A 25215-nucleotide genomic window follows, 5' to 3' on the forward strand; every position below is an offset into this window, starting at 1 on the left:
GACATGGGCCGAGTGTCGGAGCTTCACGAGCGCCGCGCCGGCAGCAGCCTCCGCACGACGGCGGCACACGGTATCAGCCGAGCGCCGGAGCGGCATGAGCGCCGAGCCGAGTTCAACCGCCACACGACGGCGGCACCCGGTAATCGCCGAGCGCCGGAGCGGCATGAGCGCCGAGCCGAGTTCAACCGCCACACGACGGCGGCACCCGGTAATCGCCGAGCGCCGGAGCGGCATGAGCGCCGAGCCGAGTTCAACCGCCACACGACGGCGGCACCCGGTAATCGCCGAGCGCCGGAGCGGCATGAGCGCCGAGCCGAGTTCAACCGCCACACGACGGCGGCACCCGGTAATCGCCGAGCGCTGGAACGACACGAGCACCGTGCTTACGTCAACCGCCGCACGACGGCTGCACACGGTAATCGCCAAGCGCCGGACCGACACAATCACCGTGCCGGCATCAACCGCCGCACGGCGGCGGCACGCGACAGCGGACACGCGCCAACGCGACCCGTGCGCCCTGCCATCCTGAAGGAACACCCCGCATGCGCCTGAGAACCCGGCTCGCGCTCGCCTTCGCCCTGCTCGCGCTGGTGCCGCTGGCGGTCGTCGTCCCGCTCACCGTGACGCGCCTGCGCGACACGCTGTCGCGCGAACTGGACGCGCGCATGACGGCCGCCACCGCCTCCGCGCAGGAGTCCCTGGAACGCTCAGCCGCCACCGCTCGCCGCGCCGTGGAAGAGCTGGTGGAGAGCCCCGCCATGGAGGACCTCGTGCGCGAGGCGCGCACCGCCCCCTTGCGCGTCATCCAGGCCAACACCGCCGAAGGCCTGATGAAGAGCCGGGGCCTCACCGTCCTCACGATCTTCGACCGCAACGGCACCGTGCTCTCCTCTGGCCACCTGCCCGCCCGCCGCGGAGACCCCGACCCCGTGCTCTTCGCCGTGACGAAGGAGCCGTCTCCCAAACCCGTCCCCGTGCGAGTGGACGTCCGGGGCGACGCGGGCCTCCGTCAGGTCCCCGCGCTCGTCACCGCGCGGCCCGTCGACTACGGAGACGTGCGCCTGTGGGCCGTGGGCGGCGTGGTGCTGGATGACGGCCTCGCCCAACACCTGGCCCGCCTCACCCAGTCGGACGTGACGCTCCTGTCCGGCGATACCCAGGTCGCGCACGCGGGCAGCGCGGCCCCGCCCACCGTCGCGCGCGTGCTGCCCCTGGGCGACGTGGCCTCCGTGCGCCTCACCTTCAGCCGCGCCGCCGCGCGCGAAGCGGAAGAGGGCGTCATGCGCGCGTTCCTCCTCCTCGCCGGCCTGGGCCTGGGCTTCGCCGCGCTCCTGGGCCTGCTGGTGTCGCGGTGGATGACGCGGCCGGTGGAGGCCCTCACCTCCGGCGCGCGCCGCGTGGCGGAAGGCGCGCTGGACGTGCAGGTGACGTCGAGGGCCTCCGGCGAAGTGGGCGAGCTGGTCCGGACGTTCAACCACATGACGTCCGAACTGAAGAACACCACCGAACGGCTGATGGCCACCGAGCGCATCGCCGCGTGGCAGGAGGTCGCCCGGCGGCTGGCGCACGAAATCAAGAACCCCCTCACCCCCATCCGCATGTCGCTGGAGACGCTGATGGCCGCGCACGAGGCGCGCCACCCCAGCTTCCCCGTCCTCTTCAAGGAGAGCGCGCGCGTGGTGCTGGAGGAGGTGGAGCGGCTGCGGCGCATCGTGGACGAGTTCAGCCGGTTCGCCCGCCTGCCCAAGCCCCAGCTCGCCCCCGTGGACCTGGGGGAGCTGGCCCAGGGCGTCCTCTCGCTGTACGCCGCGCCCCCCGAGGGCATCCAGCTGGTGCCCGCACTCCAGACCGGCGTGGTGGCCCAGGCGGACCGCGACCAGCTCACCCAGGTGCTCGTCAACCTGGTGAAGAACGCCGAGGAGGCGATGACGGGCAGGGGCGGCGCGCTCCGCGTGCGAGTGAAGGGCACCGACGCGGACGCCATCGTCGAGGTGGAGGACGACGGGCCCGGCATCCCCCCGGAGAACCGCGCCCGCATCTTCGAGCCCTACTTCACCACCAAGGACGGCGGCACCGGCCTGGGGCTCGCCATCGCCTCGCGCATCCTCCAGGAGCACGGCGGCCGGCTGGAGGTCGGCGGAGAACCGGGCCAGGGCGCCCGCTTCAGCGTCGTGCTCCCCCGCGCGAGCTGAACACCGCCCACGCCCCATGAACAGGAAGGCCCGGCACCTCGCGAGGAGGTCCCGGGCCTTCGGGCACGACGCGGCGGAGGAACCCGCCGGACCTCAGTCCTTGACGGGCGTCGCCTTGAGAGCGGCCTTGCCTTCCTTCACGTAGACCTGGAAGCGCACCGTCTTGCACGCGTACTTCGTGACGAGCTGCTCCTTGTTCTTGCGCAGCTTCTGCACGAACTTGTCGTACGTCAGGCCGTCCGCCAGCTCGCCGCAGCGCTCGCGCGTGGTGACGAACTCGCGGAAGACGTCCTGGAAGTGCTGCTCCTCCGATAGCGCCACCGCCGCCGCGCTGTTCGCGCCGGGCAGCGGCACCGCCTGGCCGCCGCTGGAGCGCGGAGGCGGCATCGGGATGGCCTCCGACGTGGGCCGGGTGCTCGCCTGGAGCAGCTCCCGGGGAATCGCCGCCACGCGCGTCGTCTCCGGCGAGTCCGGATCCGACGCCTGCGCCGCCGCCAGCGCGAACGGGTTGGCCGCCTGCTGGAGCGAGTACGCCGCCGTGGGCTGATCCTCGAAGGCGAACGCGCCATGGCGCGGCGCGGCCGGGGCGAGGGGCTCACTCATCGGGGGCGAGTGGTCGAAGGGCATCGCCCCGCCCTGCCCGTACGCGGGGGGCGGCGCGAACGGCTCCGCCGCGGGAGGCGGGTAGGATGCGGGCGGTGACGGGAACGGGAACGACTCCACGCCCGCGAACGGATCCGCCATCGGCGCGGCCACCGGAGGCGGCCCCCCGAACGGCATCGGCGCGGCGGCGGACGGCGCCGGCATCGCGAACGGATCCGCCAGCGGCGCACCCGCCTGGGGAGCCGGCATCGCGAACGGATCCGCCGCCGGGCTGCCCGGGAACGGGAACGCATCCGCGCCCGCGAACGGATCCACCGCCGGGTTGACGGGCGGCGGCGCGACCGCGGCGAACGGGTTGGACACCGGCTCCGAGGAAACGCTCGACGCGAACGGGTTGGAGGCAGGCTCCGAGGGGAGGCTCGACGCGAACGGATCCGCCAGCGGCGCGGCCACGGCGGCAGGCGCCACGGCGGCCGGAGCCGGCGGCGAGGAGGCCACGGGCTGCGCGGCGGGAGGAGTGGACTGCGCGGCGAGCGCCGCCGACCACCCCAGCGTGTCCGAGTTGCCCGACGCCGTCTCCTCGCCAGAGGACTTCTGGCCACCGCCCATCAGCGCCGTCCAGACGAGGCTCAGCACGAACAGGCCCGCGAGCCCCAGGAGCGCGGTGTGCTGGTACGCGGCCAGCGGAGCCAGCGTCGCCGCGGTGCCGGCGAGGACCACGACCTCGTAGGGCGTGCCCTCCAGCGCCCGGCGCGCGCCGATGAACAGCGGGGCCTGGCCCCCCATCGCGTCGCCGTTGGTGAACGCGGGCAACTGCACGGGGCCCAGCGCTTCGAGCGAACCCGACTCCAGCACCGTGTCCTTCGCGCCCACGCTCAGCCGGGGCAGCGCGCCATCCAGCCGCGCCTTCTCCGGACCGACGCCTCCCACCACCTTGTCGCCCTGCACCAGCCCGACCGCGGCCGCGGCCGACAGGTCCAGCGCGCCCTGCAGCGCGGTGTCCGCGCCCAGCGGCGCCCCCACCACCAGCGTCACGGCGGGAGCGGGGGTCGCGTCGCCCTTCCACGCCAGCGGCACGGACGCGAACACGTGAGGCGCCCCGAAGGCGTCCACCAGCGCCGTGCCCGCCTTGGCGAGCGCCGCCACATCCAGCGCGGCCGCGTCGGAGGACGGCTCGGCACCGGCGCGCGCATGGAAGCTCGCGTCACCGGCCACCACCGCCACCACCGCGCCCTGGAGCTCCTTGGGCAGGCCGGCCTCCGCGGCGGTGCGCAGGGCCCCGAAGCGCTCGGCGGTCAGCGGCAGGAGCGCGCCCGCGTCCTCCGCGTCCTTCGCGGCGTTGCGGTCGCGCGAATACGAATACGAAGACTTCGCCACCACCGGAGCGGGGCGCAGCGCGTGCACGGCGGCCGCCACTTCGGGGCTGCCGGCCAGCTTCAGCGCCAGGGACTGCACTTCCGCGCGGCGAGCATCCACGCGACGTGCCACCTCGCCGATGCCCGAAGCGGCCTGGAGCGCGGCACCGTCCACCGCGCGCGCGCGCTGAGGCGCCGACAGCGTCGGAAGGTGAGCCAGACCCAGTCCGAGGACCAGGAGTGCGAACAGCAGGAACTTGAGGCGGACCATCGCCGTCCTTTAGCCCAGGGGTGAGGGGTCCGCTTATAGCGTCCACCGTTCGACCCCAGCAAGGAACTGGCCCGAAGGAGCCCGGGGGCCGGACGCCCGGCTGGCATCCGGAATTCCCGGGCCCTTCGTCCCGCCGCGCCGCGAAGGGGGGCGCCTAGTAGTTCGAGGCGTCCGCGTTGAGGTCGTACGGCAGCCCGTTCGTCGCGATGCCGCGACGGCGCTCCACCGCGCGCTTGATGGCCTTCTCCAGGCGGTCACGCGTTGCGTCGATGGCCTGGAACAACGTCTCCGACGTCTCCGTCACGTGCACCGACTCCATGCCAGGCAGGCGCACCGTCACCCGGCACTCCTTGTCCACGCCTCCCTTGGGCCCGTTGATGTCCACGAGCGCGATGTCGATCTCCGACGCCTCGTCCTCGGCGAACCGCTCGATGTGGGCCACCAGGTGCGTGTCCACATACGCCTTGAGGTTGTCCGTCAGCCCCAGATGCACTCCACGCAACAACACCTTCATGGATTCACCTCCGGGCACAAACATGGGCAGTCCCCCGCCCGCCCGTGAGGGGCTGACGCAAGCCCTCCCGCCTGCCCTCCCCCAAGGCAGCCGTCCGGACGGCATGGCGCCCGGGACACCGTGGACGAATCCCGCCCAGCACCGGGTTGCTCTAGTCGCATGGATGGCGAGCGAATCAGGGTCCTTCTGGTGGAAGACGACGGGGACAGCCGCGAGCTGCTGGCGGAGCTGTTGGAGGACGCCTTCGACGTGACCACCGCCGTGGACGGCGTGGCGGGGCTGAAGGCGTTCGAGGACACGCGCCCGGACGTCGTGGTGACGGACGAGTCCCTGCCCGGAATGAACGGCACGGAGCTGGCCCAACAGGTGAAGGAGCGCGAGCCCAGGGCCCGCGTCGTCCTGGTCTCCGGCTACGCGCAGGTGGAGGGCGCGGACTACTGCGACGCCGTGCTGCGCAAGCCCATCGACGTGGAGCGCCTGAGCCGGATGGTGGGCGAGCTGGGAGACGCCGCGCGGCACTGAGGGACATTCGCGCGGGGCACCGCCTGCCATCCGCGCGATCCGTTCCTAACATTCCAGCCATCGCCCAGGAGGGCCCCATGAGGTACTGCGCACGGTGTGGCTCGGAGTATCAGGACAGTGTCGTGGACTGCACGGATTGCCCCAACCACCCGCCGCTCGTGTCGGCGGAGGAGATGCGCGACCGGGGGCTTCCCCTCCCGCATGAGCTGGACAAGCACCGCTTCGTGAGGGCGGGCACCGCGGACGACCCGGTGACGGCCCAGGTCTACGCGGAGGTGCTGGACGAGCACCGCATCCCGCGCATCGTGAGGCCCGGCCGCTCGGGCGTCGTGGACGAGATCACCACGGGCAACCTGATGCCCTGGTGGGAGCTGCTGGTGCCGGACACGCTCCAGGCGCGCGCCGCCACGCTGCTGGAGGAGACGAAGCTGCAGGGGCTCGCCACCGCGGCCGAGGCCGGCCGCGCCGCAGAGGAAGAGGAGCGCGAGGGAGAGCAGGCGCGTCAGCCGGTGGACACCGCGCCCCCAGCCCTCTGACAGCGACAGGGCCTCAGGGCGCGCCGACGTCCGCGCGGCCCCGGGCGGGCGCGGGCTGTGACGCGAGCGTGGCGGGCGGACGCCGGGCCTCGAAGAGGCTCACGCCCGTCACCCGCCACTTGTCGTACCGCGCGTTGCGGGCGAGGAACGTCTCCAGGTCCTCGTCCACCACGCGGTTGTAGCCGCCCTTGGACGCGTGGCGCAGGTACGTGCGCTTCTTCTTCTGCACCACGAAGCCCAGGTGCGTGATGCGCGTCGCCTTCTGGGGCAGGTCCTCGCGCATCACCACGAGGATGGTGCCGGAGGGCACCTCGCGCGCGTGGGTGAGCACCTTCTCCAGCGGAATCATGTTGAGGGTGAAGGTGCCCACGGGCTGGCGCTCGCGCGGCAGCTGCAAGGCCATGGACGACTTCGACTGCCAGGTGCGCGCGGTGAGCGTCTTGGTGACGGCGACGCTGTCGTCCTTCGCGTACTGGCGCGTCACGTCCACCAGCAGGCCCTTCTTGATGTTGTTGGGCAGCCACTGCGCTTCCATCAAGTGGTTGCGGTCCTCGTAGGAGGGCGTGCTCGCGTAGCGGATCCGCTCCAGCAGCGCCGGCACCTCGGGCTCGGCGTGGGCCATGCTCAGGGCCAGCGTCTCCTCCACGAAGGTGAGGCAGTCCACCGCGTCCAGGCGGAAGGGGGGGTCGGGGTCCACGCCCTGGCCCTCGCCCAGGGGCGAGAGGACGTAGGGCGTGTTGAGGAAGCGCTCGCTCATCCCCAGCAGGCGCTCGGCAAGCGGCGCCTCGGCCGGGTCCGCGATGAGGGCCGCGCGCTGTTCGGGCGTGAGCGGGGTCCAACCGTTCTCCCGCACGGGGGACATCGGCGCGGGCGCGGTGGGCACCGCCTTCGTGGGCGTCCTCGGGCTCATGGCCGGCGCCTGCGCCAGGAGCGCGAGCGCGAACACCCCGGCGAGGTTCACGGCGCCACCCCCGCCTTGCGCAGGATGGCCTTGCGCCGGTCGTCCGCGAGTTGCAGCGTCTCCAGCTCCTTCTCGTAGACGAGCTTCTCCTCGCCCTTGGCGTTCCAGGACGCGAGCACCAGCCAGTCGAGCGACGCGGCATCCCCGCCCTGGTACAGCACGCGCGCGGCGGTCGCGGCCACGGTGCGGTCCGCGTCCTGGAGCAGCGGCGACAGCACGGGGCCCGCCTTCTTCGCCGGCACGCCCTCGAAGAGCACGAGTCCCTGGCGGCGCACGAACTTGTCGGAGTTGCCAAGCAGCTTCTGCGCGAAGGCGAAGCCCTCGGGCGCGCCCAGCCGGCACAGCCCCCGCGCCGCGGCGAAGCGCGTGCTCTCCGAATCGCTGTCCAGGTAGGCCTTGAGCGGGGCCTTCTGCTTCGGGTCGCCGGAGGCGCCCACGGCCTCCAGCAGCGCCGCGCGGACCTCCAGGTCCTGCTCGGCCTTCACGGCGGCCATCAGCGGCTTGCCCATCTTGGGGTTGCGCGACGCGCCCAGGGCCCGGGCCGCCTCGCGGCGCACGCCGCTGCTCTTGTCCTCCAGGAGCGGCAGCACCGCACCGGTGTTGCGGCTGCCCAGGCGGGCGAGCCCTTGCGCCGCGTACATGCGCACGGTGCTGTCCCCGTCCGACGCCAGCTTCACCAGGGTGGCCTCCCCGGTGCGCGCGCCCAGCGACGCCAGGAGGGCCGCCAGGTTGCGGCGCGTGCGCTCATCGAAGGCGGTCCGCAGCAGCGGGCCAATCTCCTCGGCGGCGTAGGCCTCCTCGCGCAGGAAGTGCAGGCGCGACGCGGCGGCCGGCACGGGGCTGCCATTGGCCACCTGGGCGAGCACGACGTCCGCCTCCGCGCGGCTCTGGGCCCGCTTCGACGCGGAACCGGGGCCGCCCAGGGCGGTCAGGGGCAGGAGCAGCAAGGCAAGCAGGGCACGGACGGACGGAGCACGCACAGGGGCGGAACGATGGCAAGCACCGCCCCCGCCGTCAAAGTCCACCCCGCGCGCCCGGCGCCCTGCCCCACCCCAACCGCCCGATTCTTGACCCCCCCGAGGGCGATTGATACGACCGACGCCAGTCCCTCCGCTTCTGGACCGAGGCCCCCGTGATGACGAAGCAGTCGCTCCTGTTGGCGGTCGCGGGCGTGCTGACCGCATGTGGCCCCGTGAAGTCCACGTCGAACATCCTCGATGCCGAGGTGCAGATCCAGGCCGCGCGCACGGCCGGGGCGGAGAAGGAAGCCCCCTACGAGTGGACGGCCGCGAACCTCTACCTCCAGAAGGCGCGCGAGGAGGTCGGCTATTCGGACTACCAGTCCGGTGTGGACTTCGCGGTGAAGGCCTCGCGCTTCGCCAATGAGGCGCGCGAGAAGGCCATGTCCGCCGCCAACTCCGGCGACTCCCAGGGCCGCCCCCAGAACCCGTGACGCCCGAGCGCTCTCCGATGAAGCGTCTGACCCAGTCCGCGCTTTTCACCCTGCTGTTGGCCTCCCTCTCCTGTGTCAGCGGCAACAAGATCCGCGCCGACACGGAGGTCCTCACCGCTGACGTGGAGCGTGCCCGCCGGGGCGGCGCCCTGCGTTGCGCGCCCGCGGAGCTGGCCACCGCGGAGGCCAACCTCGACTTCGCCCGGGGAGAGCTGAGCCAGGGCAACAGCACGCGCGCCGCCCAGCACGTGCGCACCGCCGACACCGCGGTGAAGCGCGCCCTGGAGCTGTCCAAGAGCTGCGCCCCGCGCCAGGTGCTGGTGCGGGACCGCCCGGAAGCGCCTCAGCAGCCTGACCAGCCGCAGCAGACCGCCCAGCCGCAGCAGCCGCAGGTGGTGGTGAGCATCGAGGAGACGGACCGCGACGGCGACGGCATCCTCGACAAGGACGACCCCTGCCCCGACCAGCCCGAGGACGTGGACGGCTTCCAGGACCAGGACGGCTGCCCGGATCCGGACAACGACAACGACGGCGTGCTCGACGCGCAGGACAAGTGCCCGCTCATCCCTGGCGTGCCGGAGAACAACGGTTGCCCGCCGGAGGCCCCCAAGGACCGCGACGGCGACGGCATCCTCGACAACGTGGACAAGTGCCCGGACCAGCCCGAGGACAAGGACGGCTTCGAGGACGAGGACGGCTGCCCGGATCCGGACAACGACCAGGACGGCATCCTGGACGGCACGGACAAGTGCCCCAACGAGGCGGGTCCGCTGCAGAACCTGGGCTGCCCCATCGTCGACAGGGACGGGGACGGCATCAACGACAACGTCGACAAGTGCCCGGACGAGCCGGAGGACAAGGACGGCTTCCAGGACGAGGACGGCTGCCCGGACCTGGACAACGACAGCGACGGCGTCCCGGACGCGCAGGACAAGTGCCCCAACGAGTCGGGCCCGCCGGAGAACGGCGGCTGCCCGGATCCGGACCGCGACGGCGACGGCGTGGTGGACCGGCTGGATGCGTGCCCTGACGACCCGGGCGTGAAGGAAGAGCGCGGGTGCGCCAAGCAGTACAAGATGGTCATCGTCAAGAAGGACCGCATCGAGATCAAGAAGCAGATCCTCTTCGGTTCCGGCTCGGCGAAGATCATCGGCAAGCAGAGCACCACCATCCTCGACGACGTAGCGCAGGCGCTGCGGGACGCGCCGTGGATCCGCAAGATGCGCATCGAGGGCCACACCGACTCGATGGGCAACGACACCGCGAACCTGAAGCTGTCGCAGAAGCGCGCGGACGCGGTGATGGCGCAGCTGCTCAAGCGCGGCATCGACCCGGGCCGGATGGAGGCCGTGGGCTTCGGTGAGACGCAGCCCGTGGCGCCCAACAACACCAAGACGGGCCGCGCGCTCAACCGCCGCACGGAGTTCAACGTCGTCCGGCAGTGACGTCCGCCCCACCCCGCTCCACCTCGGAGCGGGACCCGCGGTCCCCAGCGCCTCCCCAAGCCTCACGCCCAGGGAGGCGCGGTCATTTCCAGCGGAAACACGAAGCCGTCATGGGAGTCAGGACGCAAGCGCCGGCGAGGAATGGGCGGCGTCCCGTCCGCGAGCAGGTCGGATCCACCGCCAGCGGGCCACCCCGGCCCTGTCCCGCGCAGGGGGCCTCCACCGTGACCGCGCGGCGGGGGAACGCCAGCGCGGCCCGTGGATGCCTCAGCCGTCCTTGAGCAGCTCGTGCAGGACTTCGGTGGCGTAGGCGCCGCGCGGCAGCTCGAAGGTGAGCAGCGCGTCCTCGCCCTCCACGGCGAGGTCTGGCGCGCCCAGGCGCACGCGGTAGGGCCGGCGCGTGCCCTCCGTCTCGTCGCCGCCGCGCTGGAAGTCCCCCAACGTGACGCCCGCGTCGGAGAGCAGCCGCGCCTCGGCCTCGGCGACCTCCCCGCGCGATGCGGTCATCTTCGGGCCGAACATCGGGCCCGCCGGGCTCACCTCGAACGCGGCGACGCGCGGCATGTCCACCTCTGGCGCCTCGCAGACGAAGAGCCCGCCCGTCTCCTCCTTGCGCAGCACGTCTCCCGCGAGCGCCGTGGCGAAGGTGCCCGCCGTGAGCCGCTGGACCAGGGCCTGGTTGAAGAGGCGCGACTGGAAGGCGGACAGGTACAGCTTGCGCTGGAAGCGGTCCGGCCGCTTCGGCAGCCGCTGCCCCAGGATGAGCATCCGGCCCAGGTCCGCGTTGTCCCCGGCCCGGCCGAAGCGCTGCTCACCGAAGTAGTTGGGCACGCCCTGCGCGGACAGCAGGGCGAAGGACTCGCGCGCCGCGCCCAGGTCCTGGACGCCGCGCAGCCTCAGGCGGAAGCGGTTCCCCTTGAGGTGCCCGGTGCGCAGCTTGTTTCCGTGCCGCTTCGCCTCCAGGACGCGCACGCCCTCCAGCGCGAATCCAGGCAGGCGCGGCTCGGCGATCGCGGGCACGGACAACCACTGCCGCGTCACCGCCTGCCGGTCCTTCATGCCCGCCACGCCGATGTCGTCCTCGCGCACCGCCAACGCGGCCGCCAGCGCACGCACCACCTCGCGCGTGTCCCGGCCGCGCTTCTCCACCCAGATGTACAGGTGCGTGCCCTCGCCGGACGGCAGGTAGGCGGGCAGCTCCTCCACCTCGAAGTCCTCGGGGGTGAGCTTGAACGCGCCGCCACACCCGGGCACGCCCGAGGTCAGCCTTGGGAATCCAGTGTCCGTCACGGTGCCTCGAGTGTGGCCAGGAGTTCCTTCACCCGCCGGGCCAGGTCCTCATCCGCGCGCGACTCCAGCAGCTCCCCCACCTGGAACAGCAGGAAGAACATCACGTCGCTCAGCGCCTGACGGAACGAGGCCAGCGGCTCGCTGCCCAGGTGGGCGCGGTGCTTGTCGAAGGCCTCCATCAACCGCCCCTCCGGAAGGCTGCCATCCGCCGCGAACGCCAGCCCCTCCAGCACCGGCGACGACGACAGCGCCTGACCGGACAGCGCCGCGTTGGCCGCGGCGATGAACTGCCGATCCATACCCGAGCGGGCCACCTCGTCGCGGATCTCCCGGAAGATGAAGTTGAAGACGCGCGCCACCGGGCGGGCATCCACCGGGGCCACCGTGCGCGCCGCCGGACGCGCGCGCTGCGCGGCCACCTTCTCCGGCACCGCCGCGGCGACGGGCGCGCCCACCGGCTTGTCCGTCAGCCCCGCGAAGCCGCCCTCCAGGAGCCGGAAGACGACCTTGGTGATGTCGAACTCGGACAGCCGTGCCGCGTGCCCCAGCTCCAGCACCGTGCGCCGCCCGTCCAGCATCGCGAGCACCCGGTCCTCGTCCTCCTCCAGCTTGCCGTCGGAGGGGCGCTTGCGCGCCACGTACATCCGGCCGTGGGGGATGCGCTTTCGGAAATGCGCCAGCTCGTCGATCTTCCGGATGCTGTCCATCAGCAGGCTCTGCGTGGACAGCTGGATGGAGTGCCCCGTCTTCTCGTCCAGGGGCTGGTCGACGAGGAAGAACGAGCCCTCGCGGCACAGCACGATGGCGTGGAAGATCTCGCTCACCTGGTGGGTGACGCACTTGAACAGGTCATGCGCCTGGAGCACGCCCTTCTCCACCAGCACCCGGCCCATCTTCGATGGCGACTGCTCGCGCAGCACCGCCTCCACCTGGGCCCGGTCGGCGTAGCCCAGCCGCACCAGCACCTCGCCCAGCCGGTCGGCGGGCTCGTCGGAGGTGGCGCCGCGCACCTCGCCGTCGCGCAGGGTCAGCGAGCGCTCGCCGCCCGGCGTGTGCACGCGGACGACGCCGCTCCAGCGCGACTGGCTGAGGAACGCGATGAGGTCCGACAGCGGAAAGCCGCCCGCGTCCCCGGCCAGCACCACGCGCGGCGTGGGGATGGAGCCCCCTTCGGGCGGCGTGCGGGAGAAGACGAGCAGGTCGGGCGCCGTGGGCATCAGCGCGTACGTGCCCGAGCGCCCCGCGAGCGCGGGGATGCCGGACCGGTCCTCGGGGACCAGCTGCGCGGCGCCATCGATGCGGAAGCGTTGGTTCATCGAAGGGTCAGTCGGCGGCCCACGCGTTGTTGTTCGCGCGCCACTCCACCTCGTCCTCCATGCTGTGCTCGAGCTGCCCTTCCTGATAGCCCAGGTCGTACGCGCGTCCGTTGAAGAACACCGTGGGCGTGCCGGTGATGGCCGCCGCGCGTCCCTGTGAACGGAAGCCCTCGATCTCGTCCTTGTACTGTTCCGTCTTCAGCACCGCGGCCAGCTTGTCGCCGTCCAGCCCCACCGACTTCGCCAGCGCGGGCAGCGCCTCCGGCTTGAGGTTCTCCTGCTGGCCGAAGAGCGCGTCGTGCATCTGCCAGAACTTCCCCTGGTCGCGCGCCCACAGCACCGCCTGCGCCGCCGGAATGGCGTTGGCGTGGATGGAGAGCGGGAACGGCAGGTAGCAGAAGCGCACCTCGGTGGGGTGCTTCTTCGCGAAGCCCTCCAGGATGGGCCGCGCCTTGCCGCAGAAGGGGCACTCGAAGTCGGAGAACTCCGTCACCGTCACGGGCGCGTTGGCGTCGCCCTGGCACATGCGCGGATCCACCTTGAGCTGCGTGCGCGGCTCGCGGAAGGACGCGTAGTACTTCGACAGCGTGACGATGACCTCGCTCGCGGGACCGCCTTCGGCCACCAGCCGGGCGGACAGCCGGGCCATCCGCTTGGCGTGCCGGCAGGTCGTGTGCTGCTTGAGGCACGCGCCCAGCGAATGTGGGCAGCCGCAGTAGCAGAACTCGTCGCTGAACACCGTGGCCAGCTCGCGCTTCGCCGCCGGGGGCAGCGCGGAGAAGTCCATGCCGGGGATGCCCGAGAGCGCCTGGGACGGATCCGCGGAGGGCGCCTCGGCGGCGGGGGCCGGAGCCGGGGTGGGGGCCGGGGCGGCGGCCACGGGGGCCGCCTTGGGGGCGGCCGGGACTTCCGCGCTCTTGGTGCAGCCGGCGCCCATCAGGGTCACCGCGGCCAGCACGGGAGCAACACGCTTCCATCGAGGGAGGAGCACGGCCCCGGGGTTTAGCCACGCGCGCAGGGCTTGTAAAGCAAGGCGGGCTTTGGCAGGAGGCCCCTCGCCCATGCCCAGAGTCCTGATGCTGCACACCGGAGGCACGCTCGGAATGGCCGGCGGCCGGCCCTCCGCCCTGCGTCCCTCGGCCTTCTTCCAGACCCTCCGCAAGCGCGCCCCGGAGTTGTTCCAGCTGGCCGACATCGAGCTGGAGCTGTTCTCCAACCTCGACAGCTCGGAGATGCAGCCCGAGCTCTGGAGCCGGATGGCCGCCCACCTCCACCGGCGCCTGCCTGAGTTCGACGGGGCTGTCGTGACCCACGGCACGGACACGCTGGCGTATACGGCGAGCGCGCTGTCCTTCATGTTGCGCAACCCGCCCTGCCCCGTGGTGCTGACGGGTTCGCAGCGGCCGCTGGGGGAGATCCGCTCCGACGCGCGGCTCAACCTCATCGACGCGGTGCTCTCCGCGCTCCAGGGCCCGCGCGAAGTGACCATCTGCTTCGACTCGCACCTGTATCGGGGCAATCGCACGCGCAAGGTGAAGGTGGCCGAGTACGACGCCTTCGAGAGCCCCAACTTCCCCGTGCTGGGCACGCTGGGCGTGGACGCCACCTTCGAGAAGGGCCTCGCGTCGCGCGGCCCCTTCCGGCTCCACGACAGGTTGGATCCGCGCGTCTTCCTCCTGAAGGTGTACCCGGGGCTGGATCCCGCGCTGCCCCTCCAGCTGCTGCCCCACGTGAAGGGGCTGGTGGTGGAGGCGTACGGGGCGGGCAACGTGCCCATCGCGCCGGAGCTGGGGCGCTCGCTGCTGCCGCTCTTCGTCCAGGCACGCGAGCGGGGCATCCCGATGCTGGTGGTGAGCCAGGCCTACCGCAACGGGGTGGACCTCACGCTCTACGAGTCCGGGGCCCAGCTGTTGGAGCAGGGGGCCGTGGGCGGTGCGGACATGACCCCTTCGGCCGCGCTGGTGAAGCTGATGCAGGGGCTGGCGGAGCATCCCCGGGGGGGCGAGGCGCTGGCGCGCTTCCTCCGGACCCCCGTGGCTGGCGAGCTGTCCGTCGGGCGTTTGACAGTTCCTCCACCGGAGAAAAAGCGCCGCCGGCCCACGCGGGTGGGGCGGGTCGGCTGACACCGGGTGCGTGAAAGGAGTGTGGGTGTGCTTGCCGCCGTGAAAAGGCGGCCCGTAAGATGGGAGGCGCGATGTCCGAGGAGAAAACTTCCGTCCATTCCATTTCGGACCTGCTGGGCAGTGCCCAGCAGCAGAGCGCCTATCTGATCGTCATCAGCGCGAAGTCCGCCGCCGGTATCGGGCGGATGTTCAAGCTGGACCGTTCGGAGGTGGTGCTGGGCCGCAGCTCGGAGGCCCAGTTCCAGGTGGAGGACGACGGCATCTCCCGCAAGCACGCGAAGGTGGTCGCCATTGGCGACGGCCGCTTCCAGCTGGTGGACCTGGGCAGCACCAACGGCACCTACCTGAACGGCCTGAAGGTGAGCGCGGCGCCGCTGTACGACGGCGACAAGATCCAGATCGGCTCCAACACGGTGCTGAAGTTCAGCATCCAGGATGCGCTGGAGGAGCAGTACCAGCGAAGCATCTACGAGTCGGCCACCCGCGACGGCCTCACCCGCGTCTACAACAAGAAGTACTTCATGGAGACGGTGCGCAAGGAGTTCGCGTACTGCCTGCGCCACCGCGTGCCGCTGTCGCTGGTGCTCTTCGACGTGGACCACTTCAAGCGCATCAACGACGTGTACGGCCACCCGGCCGGCGACTTCGTGCTGACGCGCATCGCGCAGCGGGTGAGCGACACCGTGCGAACCGAGGACCTGCTCGCGCGCTACGGCGGCGAGGAGTTCGCGCTGATGCTGCGCGAGTCCGCGGAGGACGCGGCCCTGGCGTGCGCGGAGCGCTGCCGCGTGGCGGTGGATCGCGCCGACTTCATCTTCAGCGGCACGCCCATCAAGGTGACCATCAGCCTGGGAGTGGCGACGCTGCTGGACTCGGACTTCTCCCAGCCGGAGGACCTCATCTCCGCCGCGGACAAGTACCTGTACCGAGCCAAGCACGCGGGCCGGAACCGAGTGGACGCCAAGGCCGTCAGCGGCCCCTGAGCAATGGAGGCCGGGGACCACCGGCCCTTCGGAGCCCACGCCTCGAGCGCTAACGCCGACGGCCCGCCTCGGGGCTTCGACGTCAGCGACCGAAGCCCAGCCGGCGCAGCCCCTCCGCCGACACATGCTGCACATGGGAGTCCGCGTCGTGGGCCGCCGCCTCGCTCAGCGCCGCGACGGCATGGGGGCCCCCCAGGGTACTCAGTGTCCTCGCCGCGGCGATGCGCACCTCCGCCACCGGATCCACGCGCAGGCGCTCCGCGAGGACGCGCACGTGCGGCGAGCGTCCCACGAACTCCAGCGCCCTCGCCGCCGCCGCACGCACCAGCGGGTGTTCTGAATCCAGCAGCCCCGCCGCGTCGTCCCCTCGCGAGGGCTGTCGATAGGAGGCCAGCACCTCCAGCGCGGCCACCACCACCTCCGGCGCCCCGTCCTCCAGCCCCTTCGTCGCCAGCGCCAGCGCCTCCCCATTCCGGGGAAGTGACCCGAGCGCGCGCACCGCGCCCGCACGCACGGAGGGAACAGTCGACACCAGGAACGGCGCCAGCCGTCGTGTGGGCGGAGGCCCCTCCACGCAGTCGCCCAACAGGGCCACCGCTTCGCCCTGGATCTCCGGCGTCCGCGCGTGGTGCCCCTCCGCCACGTCCTTCAGGAAGGCGAGGCACCCCTTCTCGCGAGCCATGGCCCCCAGCCACGGACGGGCGGCCTCCACCGTCTCCGCGTCCTTCACGCCCTGGAGCGCGGCGTCCCGCAGGGCCTTGCCGCCCGACTCCGCCAGCCCCCGCGCCGCCATCTCGCGGATCCGCCCGTCCTCGTCCGCCAGCGCCCCCGCCAGCTCACGCGACGCCAGCGGGCCGTAGCGGCGCAGCGCCGCCACCGCGATGCGCCGCCGCTGCACGTCCGCCGACGCCAGCTCCGGCCGCAGCGCGTCCAGTTCGCGCGAGTACACCGCGAAGAGCCGGTTGATGGCCGGCTCGTCTGGAGGCTTCGCATCCACCAGCAACAGCCGCCCCACCGAGGCGCGCTGGCGTTCGGCGACGGCGGACAGCAGCTGCGCCATCACCTCGTCGCCCGCGACGGGCCGCGACGCCACCGCGTCCAGCACCACGCGCGTCGCCGAGCGGCCCTGGAAGGTGGCCAGGTGAAGGAGCGCGGGCAGCCGCGCCGACGGCTCCTGCGAGAACATCTCCAGCGCCAGCGCCTGCCGGATGTCCTCCCGCCGCTCCCACACCCGCGCGGCGGCGGAGGGGCCCCGCGCACCGGCATCCCGCAGGAAGTCCGCCGTGGACCGCCCCGCGTCCGCCGCGGCCCGGACCGCGGTGAGACAGGCCCCCAGGTCCGCGTCCGGAGGGCTGTCCATGATCCAGTCCGCCAGGGCCCGCCGCTCCGTGAGCCCCCGGCTTCGGGCCTCCGTCCGCACCGCCGCCCACCGCACCCGCCAGTGGGCGTCCTTCAGGGCCGACTCCAGGGCGAGCCGCGCGTCCGCGCCCCCCGTCCCCAAGGCGGGCACCCAGCTGTCCACCCGCCCCCCGGTGACACAGACCGGACAGGTTCGCGCGCGCAGCGAGGGCTCGGTGACGTGGCGGCGGCAGGCGGCCCAGCACTCGGAAGCAGCCGTGCCGGCCCGGGAAGGGCTGGCCGCCAGCAGGAGCACCAGGAGAAGGAGGCGGAACACGCGAAGACGGACTTTAGCGCACCCCGGGCCCATCCTTTCCGTGCGGGTCTCCTTGCCTTTTGCGGCCCGCTGCGCCATACCCCCCGGCCCTCTAAAGATTTTTCAGATTGCATCCAGCTTAGGCGGAAGGAGGTGACTGCATGCCCGGTATTCGAGTGAAGGAAGGTGAGTCCATCGAAAGCGCCCTCAAGCGCTTCAAGAAGGCCACCGAGAAGGCCGGAATCCTTTCCGAGATCCGCAAGCGCGAGCACTACGAGAAGCCTTCCGTGAAGCGGAAGAAGAAGGCCCTCGCCGCCAAGAAGCGCGCTGTGAAGAAGGCCCGCAAGTCGTACTAGCAGGCCCGCAGTGAGGAGCCGGGGCGCCACCTGAAGTCAGGTGCCCTGGCTCCCGCCGTCCCATGCCCTGGCGCGGCGACCCCTATTTCCCGCCCGTGAGGAATCCCGACATGGCCACCCTGAAAGAGCGCATCGACGCGGACCTGAAGGACGCGATGCGGTCCAAGAACGAGCTGACCCTGAGCGTGCTGCGCATGCTCAAGAGCGCCGTGAAGTACAAGGAAGTCGAGCCGGGCGCCTCCGCGCTGGACGACGCGGGCGTGCAGCAGGTCATCACCGGCCTCATCAAGCAGCGCCGCGACTCCATCGAACAGTTCAAGTCCGGTGGCCGCCCGGAGCTGGCGGAGAAGGAAGAGCAGGAGATTGGCGTCCTGCAGCACTACCTGCCCCAGCAGCTCACCGCCGCGGAGCTCACCGCCGCCATCCAGGCCGCCATCGCCGAGGTCGGCGCCAAGGGCCCCAAGGACATGGGCGCGGTCATGAAGAACGTGAACCCCAAGCTCCAGGGGCGCGCCGAAGGCAAGGCCATCTCCGAGGAAGTGAAGTCCCAGCTGGCCAAGCTGTCCTGACGCACCGTGGTTTCCAGGGGAACGGGCGCCGGGAATGTCTCCCAGGGGCCCTCCCCGACCGGGCTCGCAGCGGATTTTTTGATCCCTCGCCCGCCGCCCATTAAGCGCTGATCCACAGGCCCTCCGCCCGTCCCCCACCCCGGGAGGCGTGCGGGCAGCCTCCAGGAGTGCGCGCCGTGTTCCAGTCCCCGTCCGATTCCGCGCCCCGTCCGCGTCCGCTGTCCCGCTTCGCGTGGGAGAGCCGCCGGCGGAGCGCCCGGTCCGGACGCGTCAGACGGAGCCGTCAGGATGGCGGGCGGATGGCCGAGCGCATGAGGATGGCTGGAGGGGCATCGTGATTCCGGAGCACAAGATCCAGGAGGTCCTCGACCGCGTGGACATCGTGTCGCTGGTGTCCCGCCACGTGGAGCTCAAGAAGGCCGGGCGCGAGTTCAAGGGCCGCTGCCCCTTCCACCAGGAGAAGACGCCTTCGTTCTACGTGGTGCCGGAGAAGCGCTTCTATTTCTGCCATGGCTGCCGGGCGAGCGGCGACGCGGTGTCCTTCATCCAACGCTACCTGGGCAAGACGTTCCAGGACGCGGTGCGCGACCTGGCCCAGGAAGTAGGCATCGACCTGGAGGCCGCGCAGGACCCGGGCCTCAAGGAGCGCCAGCAGGTCAAGGAGGCCACGGACTTCGCCGCTGAACACTTCCGCGCCCTGCTCTGGCAGGAGGATGAAGGCCGCGCCGCGCGCGCCTACCTCGCCAGCCGCGGCGTCTCCGAGGAAGTCGCCCAGGGCTTCGGCCTGGGGTGGGCCCCCGCGCAGTGGAGCCTGCTCGCGGACCGCTTCCAGAAGAACGGCATGCTGGAGTGGGGGCTGAAGGCGGGCCTCATCACGAAGCGCAACAGCGGGGATGGCTGCATCGACTTCTTCCGCAGCCGGCTGATGGTGCCCATCCGCGCGCCGGAGGGCCGGCCCATCGCCTTCGGCGGGCGGCTGGTCGCGGCGGAGGACGGGCCCAAGTACCTCAACTCGCGGGAGTCCCGGCTCTACAACAAGAGCGAGACGCTCTTCGGCATGGACCAGGCGCGCGACGACATCCACAAGCGCAAGACGGCGGTGCTCGTGGAGGGCTACTTCGACTGCATCGGCCTGCATCAGGTGGGCGTGCGTCACGCGGTGGCCCTGTGCTCCACCAACCTCACCGCCGGCCACCTCCAGGTCCTCAAGCGCGCGGAGGCGCGCGACCTGGTGCTGCTCCTGGACGGAGACTCCGCGGGGCTCGCCGCCGTGGAGCGCCTGGCCGGCCCCCTGCTCGCCGCGGGCGCGCCCACCCGGGTGGCGCTCCTGCCCCAGGGAGACGACCCGGACGTGTTCGCCCGCCGGGAAGGCACGGACGGCGTGGAGCGCCTCCTGGAAGGGGCCCAGCCCCTCACCTCCTACCTCTTCGCCACCCTGCTCCCCCAGGGCAAGCAGGCGAGCTTCGAGGACAAGATGTCCGCCCTCGAACGGCTCAAGCCCGTCACCTCGCAGGTGCCGCCGGGCCTGACGCGCTCGGCGCTCATCAGCGCGCTGGCCGGCCACTTCGGCTGGATGCCGGCGCAGATCGAGTCCTCGCTCCAGTACAAGCCGCCCCCCACGCCCCGGCCCCCGGCCCCGGCGCCCAACACCGTCGCCGCCCAGGCGGTCCCTCGCCCGGTGCCCAAGCCCCAGGCGGAGCGCCCTCCTCCGGAGTCAGAGGCGCTCTATGTGGCCGCCATTCTTCGGGAATCCCGCCTGCTCGCCCGGGACACCTTCCGCGTGTGTGATGAGTTGTCCCACATGGGTTTGAGGATGGTGCTGGCGCAGACGACGTCCGGGCAGGGGCTGGAGGAGGCGCTCTTCGAGGCGACGGAGGTCGTCAAGCGAGCGCTCCTGGAGGCCGGCCGGCGGCTTTCCCCCGGGGGAATGGAGCTGGAGACGGAGTTCATCCTCGCGTGCCGCGACATCATGGTGCGGCGTATCGACGAGCGGCTCGTTTATATAAAGCGGGCGACGGAACAGACGCCGGGGGCTTTTGATTTGACAGAGGAGACGCGGCAGCTCCTGTCCGAACGAAAGGAACTCCTGGCCCTCCGCAAGCGCGTCCTGGATGAGCTGAGGCCCGCTACCTCGGGAACGGGAACAAAGGCACCAATGCAACCGGTTTGAGTTCGCGTTTGTAAGAAAGCTCGACTTTGCGGTAGATCGGCCGGCTCGCCCAGGCCAAAGCACCTGATTTTCTTAAGGAGAAGTACCCGAATGCCGACGCAGAAGCCCCCCAAGGCATCCGTGAAGCCCACCAAGAAGAAGGTGGATCCGGTGATCCGCAAGAAGAAGGCCCCGGACAGCCCTGCGGCGAAGGTCACGAAGGCAGCGGAGCCCGAGGAGAAGGAGCTGGTGGCGAAGGAGGCCCCCTCCGAGGCGACCGAGAAGATCAAGAAGAAGAAGGGCGTGGCCGCGATCGCGGACGACGTGGACCCCGAGGAGGCCGCGGAGGAAGCCGCCGCCGCCGTCCAGGTGGATCCCGACGCGGTGGAAGACGACGTGGAGGAGGATCCCGTCGCCGAGCGCAAGGAAGTGAAGGACCTGCTGGCCGCGGGCCGCGAGAAGGGCTTCCTCACCTACGACGAGGTGAATGACGCCCTGCCCGCCGACATCGTGTCGTCCGATCAGATCGACGACGTGATGAGCATGTTCGGCGACAACGACATCGAGATCGTCGACGCGCAGAAGGCCGCGCAGTCCAACGAGATCAAGCCCACCGTCGCGGTCGAAGAAGAGAAGGAAGACCAGGACGAGGACGAGAAGGACGAGGACGACGAGCCGGGTGGCAAGTCCAACGACCCCGTCCGCCTCTACCTGCGCAAGATGGGCAGCGTCAGCCTCCTCACCCGCGAGGGCGAGGTGGAGATCGCCAAGCGCATCGAAGAGGGTGAGAAGGAAGTCCTGCGCGCGCTGCTGGCCTGCCGCGTCGCGGTGGCGGACATCCTGGACATCAGCAACCGGCTGAAGACCGGCAAGCTGCGCGTGCGCGACGTCATCAAGGACGCGCCGGAGGAGGCGCAGTCGGAGAACGCCGAGGAGCCGGTCGAGGAGGCCGCCGAGGGCGAGGCCCCCGCGCAGCTGGCCCAGAGCGAGCTCAACAAGATCGAGCAGATCTCCAAGCAGATCGAGCGCTTCCGCAAGTTCGCCAAGGACTGCGAGGTCCTGGAGGAGGAGCTCTCCGGCAAGAAGAAGCTGACGGAGGTGCGCAAGAAGGAGCTGAAGCAGGAGGTGAAGGACCTTCGGACCAAGATGATGGAGGTCCTGGAGGAGATGCGGCTGAACAAGAAGCAGGTGGACCGCATCGTCCTGAACCTCAAGGGCCTCATCGAGCGCGTGGAGAAGGCGGAGGAGGAGCTGGGCGACCTGGAGCGCCGGTACGCGGTGTCCATGAAGGACCTGCGCCCGCAGCTCAAGGAGTCGCGCGAGAACCCGAACATCGCCAAGAAGCTCCAGAAGCAGCTCAACTTCACGCCGGAGCAGCTGGAGGTCCTGGACCGCGACGTGCGCACCGCGGTGCGGAAGATCAAGCGCGTGGAGGAGGAAGCCAACCTCCCGGTGGACGCGCTGCGCCGCAACTACGACGCCATCCGCCTGGGTGAGAAGCGCGCCGAGCGCGCCAAGAGCGAGCTGGTGGAGGCGAACCTGCGCCTCGTGGTCTCCATCGCGAAGAAGTACACGAACCGCGGCCTGCAGTTCCTGGACCTCATCCAGGAGGGCAACATCGGCCTGATGAAGGCGGTGGACAAGTTCGAGTACAAGCGCGGCTACAAGTTCTCGACGTACGCCACCTGGTGGATCCGTCAGGCCATCACCCGCGCCATCGCGGATCAGGCCCGCACCATCCGCATCCCGGTGCACATGATCGAGACCATCAACAAGCTCATCCGCACGAGCCGCTACCTCGTGCAGGAGATTGGCCGCGAGCCGACGCCGGAAGAGATCGCGGAGAAGATGGAGCTGCCGCTCGACAAGGTGCGCAAGGTCCTGAAGATCGCCAAGGAGCCCATCTCCCTGGAGACGCCCATTGGCGAGGAAGAGGACAGCCACCTGGGCGACTTCATCGAGGACAAGAGCCTGGTGTCGCCGGCGGACGCGGTCATCAACATGAACCTGGCCGAGCAGACCCGGAAGGTGCTGGCCACGCTCACGCCGCGCGAGGAGAAGGTCCTGCGCATGCGCTTCGGCATTGGCGAGAAGAGCGACCACACGCTGGAAGAGGTGGGCCAGGACTTCGAGGTGACGCGCGAGCGCATCCGCCAGATTGAAGCCAAGGCGCTGCGCAAGCTGCGCCACCCCAGCCGCTCCAAGCGCCTGCGCTCCTTCGTGGAGAGCTGACGCGGCTCGCTTTTTCCGCTGAGCGGATTGGATCTCCGAAGGCCCCCGTTCCCGCGCGTCGTGGACCGGGGGCCTTCCTCGTTTCCCACCCGAGTCCCCATGCCTCCGAAGAAGCCCGAAGCCCCCCTGCCCTTCTCCGAGAGCGTGATGCGCCAGGTGCGCTCCATTCCCCGGGGGGAGGTGCGCTCCTACGCGCAGGTGGCCGTCTACGCGGGCCGACCCGGCGCGGCCCGAGGCGTGGGGCGGGAGCTGAAGCACCTGCCAGGACAGGCCACGCAGGTGCCCTGGTGGCGCGTCATCCGCTCCGACGGGACGCTGGCGCCCCCGGTGGCCCATGAGCAGGCGCGCAGGCTGCGCGCGGAGGGCGTCACCGTGAAGGAAAGCGGGCAGGTGTTCCGGGTGGTGAAGAAAGACAGCAAGGACTGACGCGCGGCGGCGCTTGCAAGGCCAGCGCGCGCGGGGAGATAGTCCCGGGCCTGAGGGCCCTTAGCTCAGCGGTTAGAGCTGTCGGCTCATAACCGATTGGTCCCTGGTTCGAATCCAGGAGGGCCCACTCCCCTCACCTCCTCGGGAATCTCCCTGGCCGCCCTATGTCGCCGCGTAGGCGCGGGCCAGCTCGTCGGCGAAGTCCTCGAAGCGGGTGGGTGTCGTGTTCGCGGGCGTGCGGCCTTCCAGGGAGCGGACACGGCCGGCGTTGATGGCCTGGCCCAGCTCCACGTAGAGCCGCGCCAGGTCCTCGGAGAAGCCGCCGACGACGAGCGCTCCCGCGATGTCCTCTGGAGGGAGCTGCACGTACGGCAGCGCCGGCTGCCCGATGCGCGCTCCGAGGATGCGGGTGGCCTCCGCGTAGCTGAGGTCGCGAGGGCCCAGCAGCTCACGCACCACGAACCCCGTCCAGTCCAGGGCTCGCAGCGCCGCCACGGTCGCGTCGGCGATGTCGCGCGTTCCAATCATTGGAATGGCGCGCTCGGGCTCGACGACGTCCGCGTTGAGCCCCTGGTGCCGGATGACCGGCAGCACTTCGAAGAAGTTCTCGAAGAACGAGCCCGCTCGCAGCACCAGCACGTTCACCCCCGCGAGCGCGCGCAGGCGCTTCTCCTGCGCATGCAGGCTGTCAATGGGGCCCGTGCCCACGCCCTGATCCGCGCCCACGCTGCTCAGCGCGACCACGTGACGGAGGCCCGCCTCCCGGATGGCGGCGACGACGGCCTCGCCCATCCGGTCCTGCTGCGCGCGGTAGTCCGGCACCCGCACGTCATAGGGCAGCAGCGTGTAGGCCGCGTCCGCGCCCCGGAAGGCTTCCGTCAGGAAGCCCGCGTCACCGGGGTCCCCGACCCGGACCTCCGCTCCGGCGCGGGCCAGCGCCGCCAACGACTGCTCCGAACGGCCGATGGCGCGCACCGCCTGCCCCGCGCGCAACAAGGACTCCACCACCCGCTTCCCAGTACGCCCCGTCGCTCCCATCACGGCAATCATCCGCAGCCTCCTCGTGTCTTGCATGCCGTCCAATATCGGCGCGACGCGGCGGCCTCTCAATGACAGCAGGTCCAGGATTCATGCCCGAACGTCCAGCTCGCTGGACGCCGCGCGCCCCGGCCCCGCAGAGTTCCAGGCATGGATGAACGGGACGTCTGGCGCTCGGTGGATCCGCTCGGAGAGGCGCTGCACCTGCTGCGCATGAGCGGGGCGTTCTATTGCAGCTCTGAGTTCTCCGCCCCCTGGGGCCTCGCGCTGCCGGCGATGCCACAGTGCCTGATGTTCCACGTCGTCACGGCGGGTCAGGCCTGGCTGGAGGTCGAGGGGCGTGACAGCGTCCTGCTCCAACCCGGAGACCTCGCGCTCGTGCCGCAGGGCACCGGACACCGCCTGGTGAGCGATCCCGGCACCACCGCCGCCCCGCTGTTCGAGCTACCGCGCGAGGCCGTCAGCGAGCGCTATGAAATCCTGCGGCATGGCGGCACGGGCGCGGTGACGAAGATGGTCTGTGGCGCGGTCCGCTTCGACCATCCGACCGCGCGCCACTTCGTCAGCCTGCTGCCGCGCATCATCCGCGTCGCTGCGTCCCAAGCGCCGAACCCGGAGTGGCTGCACAGCACGCTGCGCTTCATGGCGGCGGAGGCCGAGGCCCTCCGGCCCGGCGGTGAGACGGTCGTCACCCGGCTGGCCGACATCCTGGTCATCCAGGCGATCCGCGCCTGGCTGGAGCACGACCCGGAGGCGCGCACCGGCTGGCTCGGCGCGCTCCAGGACCGGCAGGTGGGCCGCGCCATCGTGCTCATCCACCGCGACCCCGCGCGCGCCTGGACGCTCGGCACGCTGGCGAAGGAGGCCGCCATGTCACGCTCCGCCTTCGCCGCGCGCTTCACCCAGCGCGTCGGCATGCCCGCGATGCAGTACCTGGTGCACTGGCGCATGCAGGTCGCCGCGTCGCTGCTCCGCGAAGAGGATGCGGGACTGGCGGACGTGGCGAGCCGCCTCGGCTACCAGTCCGAGGCCGCGTTCAGCCGCGCGTTCAAGCGCTGCATCGGCGTCGCACCCGGGACCTTCCGCCGCGACGTGGCCCCCCTGCCCGCCCCGGACTCCCGTCATTGAGCGCCCCCCGTGACCTGGAGGTGCTCCATCGCTGAACGTCCGCGGCATGTTGGTGGGTTGGGCGAAGGTATGGATCAAGCGCCATGCCGGGTTGACCCT

Annotated in this window: 22 protein-coding genes and 1 tRNA gene; 14 read left to right on the forward strand and 9 right to left on the reverse strand. The window is 71.1% G+C overall.

From position 1 onward, the window contains the following. Positions 1-542: 542 nt before the first annotated feature. Complete coding sequence (locus GTY96_RS22060) at positions 543-2192, forward strand: ATP-binding protein (RefSeq protein ID WP_161665698.1); 1650 nt, start codon at positions 543-545, stop codon at positions 2190-2192. 93 nt (positions 2193-2285) lie between these two features. Here the strand turns inward: GTY96_RS22060 and GTY96_RS22065 are convergent, their stop codons facing one another. Together GTY96_RS22065 and hpf are read right to left on the reverse strand one after the other, a co-directional pair. Next, positions 2286-4421, reverse strand: coding sequence for an MXAN_5187 family protein (locus GTY96_RS22065; RefSeq protein WP_143907011.1), 2136 nt, complete (start codon positions 4419-4421; stop codon positions 2286-2288). A 154-nt stretch (positions 4422-4575) separates the two neighbouring features. After that, positions 4576-4935 (reverse strand): ribosome hibernation-promoting factor, HPF/YfiA family, encoded by a 360-nt coding sequence (gene hpf, locus GTY96_RS22070; RefSeq protein WP_143907009.1) that lies wholly within the window; start codon positions 4933-4935, stop codon positions 4576-4578. A 159-nt stretch (positions 4936-5094) separates the two neighbouring features. Between hpf and GTY96_RS22075 the strand changes: the two genes are divergently transcribed. Together GTY96_RS22075 and GTY96_RS22080 are read left to right on the forward strand one after the other, a co-directional pair. Continuing rightward, positions 5095-5457 carry a response regulator gene (locus GTY96_RS22075; protein WP_143907007.1) on the forward strand — a complete coding sequence of 121 codons (363 nt, stop codon included), beginning with the start codon at positions 5095-5097 and terminating at the stop codon, positions 5455-5457. A 77-nt stretch (positions 5458-5534) separates the two neighbouring features. Continuing rightward, a complete protein-coding gene (locus GTY96_RS22080; RefSeq protein ID WP_143907005.1) occupies positions 5535-5993 on the forward strand; it encodes a putative signal transducing protein in 459 nt (152 codons plus the stop codon). A 13-nt stretch (positions 5994-6006) separates the two neighbouring features. Here GTY96_RS22080 and GTY96_RS22085 read toward each other — a convergent pair whose 3' ends face one another. Next, entirely contained in the window at positions 6007-6903 is an 897-nt protein-coding gene (locus GTY96_RS22085; RefSeq protein ID WP_143907095.1) for an N-acetylmuramoyl-L-alanine amidase-like domain-containing protein, read from the reverse strand. A gap of 47 nt (positions 6904-6950) precedes the next feature. After that, positions 6951-7901: a HEAT repeat domain-containing protein gene (locus GTY96_RS22090; protein WP_201756300.1), complete on the reverse strand. Its 951-nt coding sequence runs from the start codon at positions 7899-7901 to the stop codon at positions 6951-6953. A gap of 188 nt (positions 7902-8089) precedes the next feature. Here GTY96_RS22090 and GTY96_RS22095 point away from each other — a divergent pair, with 188 nt between their 5' ends. Then, entirely contained in the window at positions 8090-8407 is a 318-nt protein-coding gene (locus GTY96_RS22095) for a DUF4398 domain-containing protein (RefSeq protein WP_143907001.1), read from the forward strand. 17 nt (positions 8408-8424) lie between these two features. After that, positions 8425-9852, forward strand: coding sequence for an OmpA family protein (locus GTY96_RS22100; RefSeq protein WP_143906999.1), 1428 nt, complete (start codon positions 8425-8427; stop codon positions 9850-9852). A 267-nt stretch (positions 9853-10119) separates the two neighbouring features. Here the strand turns inward: GTY96_RS22100 and truD are convergent, their stop codons facing one another. Genes truD through GTY96_RS22115 form a run of 3 tightly spaced genes read right to left on the reverse strand, consistent with a single transcriptional unit; the run spans position 10120 to position 13416 of the window. Further along, a complete protein-coding gene (gene truD, locus GTY96_RS22105; protein WP_161665700.1) occupies positions 10120-11142 on the reverse strand; it encodes a tRNA pseudouridine(13) synthase TruD in 1023 nt (340 codons plus the stop codon). Continuing rightward, positions 11139-12458 (reverse strand): DUF4388 domain-containing protein, encoded by a 1320-nt coding sequence (locus GTY96_RS22110; RefSeq protein WP_186002115.1) that lies wholly within the window; start codon positions 12456-12458, stop codon positions 11139-11141. Before GTY96_RS22110 ends, truD begins: the two co-directional genes overlap by 4 nt. Positions 12459-12465: 7 nt before the next feature. Continuing rightward, positions 12466-13416, reverse strand: a complete 951-nt coding sequence (locus GTY96_RS22115) for a DsbA family protein (protein WP_255442812.1) — start codon at positions 13414-13416, stop codon at positions 12466-12468. Positions 13417-13519: 103 nt separating this feature from the next. On the opposite strand from GTY96_RS22115, the gene GTY96_RS22120 reads away from it, so the two are divergent. Together GTY96_RS22120 and GTY96_RS22125 are read left to right on the forward strand one after the other, a co-directional pair. Continuing rightward, a complete protein-coding gene (locus tag GTY96_RS22120) occupies positions 13520-14581 on the forward strand; it encodes an asparaginase (protein WP_161665701.1) in 1062 nt (353 codons plus the stop codon). Positions 14582-14652: 71 nt separating this feature from the next. Then, positions 14653-15564: a GGDEF domain-containing protein gene (locus tag GTY96_RS22125; RefSeq protein WP_143906988.1), complete on the forward strand. Its 912-nt coding sequence runs from the start codon at positions 14653-14655 to the stop codon at positions 15562-15564. A gap of 82 nt (positions 15565-15646) precedes the next feature. On the opposite strand, the gene GTY96_RS22130 is transcribed toward GTY96_RS22125, so the two are convergent. Beyond that, complete coding sequence (locus GTY96_RS22130) at positions 15647-17239, reverse strand: HEAT repeat domain-containing protein (RefSeq protein WP_328700968.1); 1593 nt, start codon at positions 17237-17239, stop codon at positions 15647-15649. Between the two features lie 140 nt (positions 17240-17379). Between GTY96_RS22130 and rpsU the strand changes: the two genes are divergently transcribed. From rpsU to GTY96_RS22160, 6 genes are all read left to right on the forward strand, one after another. Continuing rightward, positions 17380-17574 (forward strand): 30S ribosomal protein S21, encoded by a 195-nt coding sequence (rpsU, locus tag GTY96_RS22135; protein ID WP_014395136.1) that lies wholly within the window; start codon positions 17380-17382, stop codon positions 17572-17574. 110 nt (positions 17575-17684) lie between these two features. Continuing rightward, positions 17685-18143 carry a GatB/YqeY domain-containing protein gene (locus GTY96_RS22140; RefSeq protein ID WP_143906984.1) on the forward strand — a complete coding sequence of 153 codons (459 nt, stop codon included), beginning with the start codon at positions 17685-17687 and terminating at the stop codon, positions 18141-18143. A gap of 334 nt (positions 18144-18477) precedes the next feature. Continuing rightward, complete coding sequence (gene dnaG, locus GTY96_RS22145) at positions 18478-20313, forward strand: DNA primase (protein ID WP_186002114.1); 1836 nt, start codon at positions 18478-18480, stop codon at positions 20311-20313. Between the two features lie 90 nt (positions 20314-20403). Beyond that, on the forward strand, positions 20404-22524 hold the full coding sequence (gene rpoD, locus GTY96_RS22150) for an RNA polymerase sigma factor RpoD (RefSeq protein ID WP_143906982.1): 2121 nt from the start codon (positions 20404-20406) through the stop codon (positions 22522-22524). Between the two features lie 99 nt (positions 22525-22623). Next, positions 22624-22950, forward strand: a complete 327-nt coding sequence (locus tag GTY96_RS22155) for an MGMT family protein (RefSeq protein ID WP_143906980.1) — start codon at positions 22624-22626, stop codon at positions 22948-22950. Between the two features lie 54 nt (positions 22951-23004). After that, a tRNA-Ile gene (locus GTY96_RS22160) sits at positions 23005-23077 on the forward strand. Between the two features lie 35 nt (positions 23078-23112). Here GTY96_RS22160 and GTY96_RS22165 read toward each other — a convergent pair. Beyond that, the gene (locus tag GTY96_RS22165) at positions 23113-24000 is read right to left on the reverse strand and encodes an NmrA family NAD(P)-binding protein (protein ID WP_161665703.1); all 888 of its coding nucleotides are present in this window, start codon (positions 23998-24000) and stop codon (positions 23113-23115) included. A 138-nt stretch (positions 24001-24138) separates the two neighbouring features. Between GTY96_RS22165 and GTY96_RS22170 the strand changes: the two genes are divergently transcribed. Then, positions 24139-25116 (forward strand): AraC family transcriptional regulator, encoded by a 978-nt coding sequence (locus tag GTY96_RS22170; RefSeq protein WP_161665704.1) that lies wholly within the window; start codon positions 24139-24141, stop codon positions 25114-25116. Positions 25117-25215: the final 99 nt, after the last annotated feature.

Source organism: Corallococcus silvisoli (assembly GCF_009909145.1).
Lineage (GTDB): Bacteria > Myxococcota > Myxococcia > Myxococcales > Myxococcaceae > Corallococcus > Corallococcus silvisoli.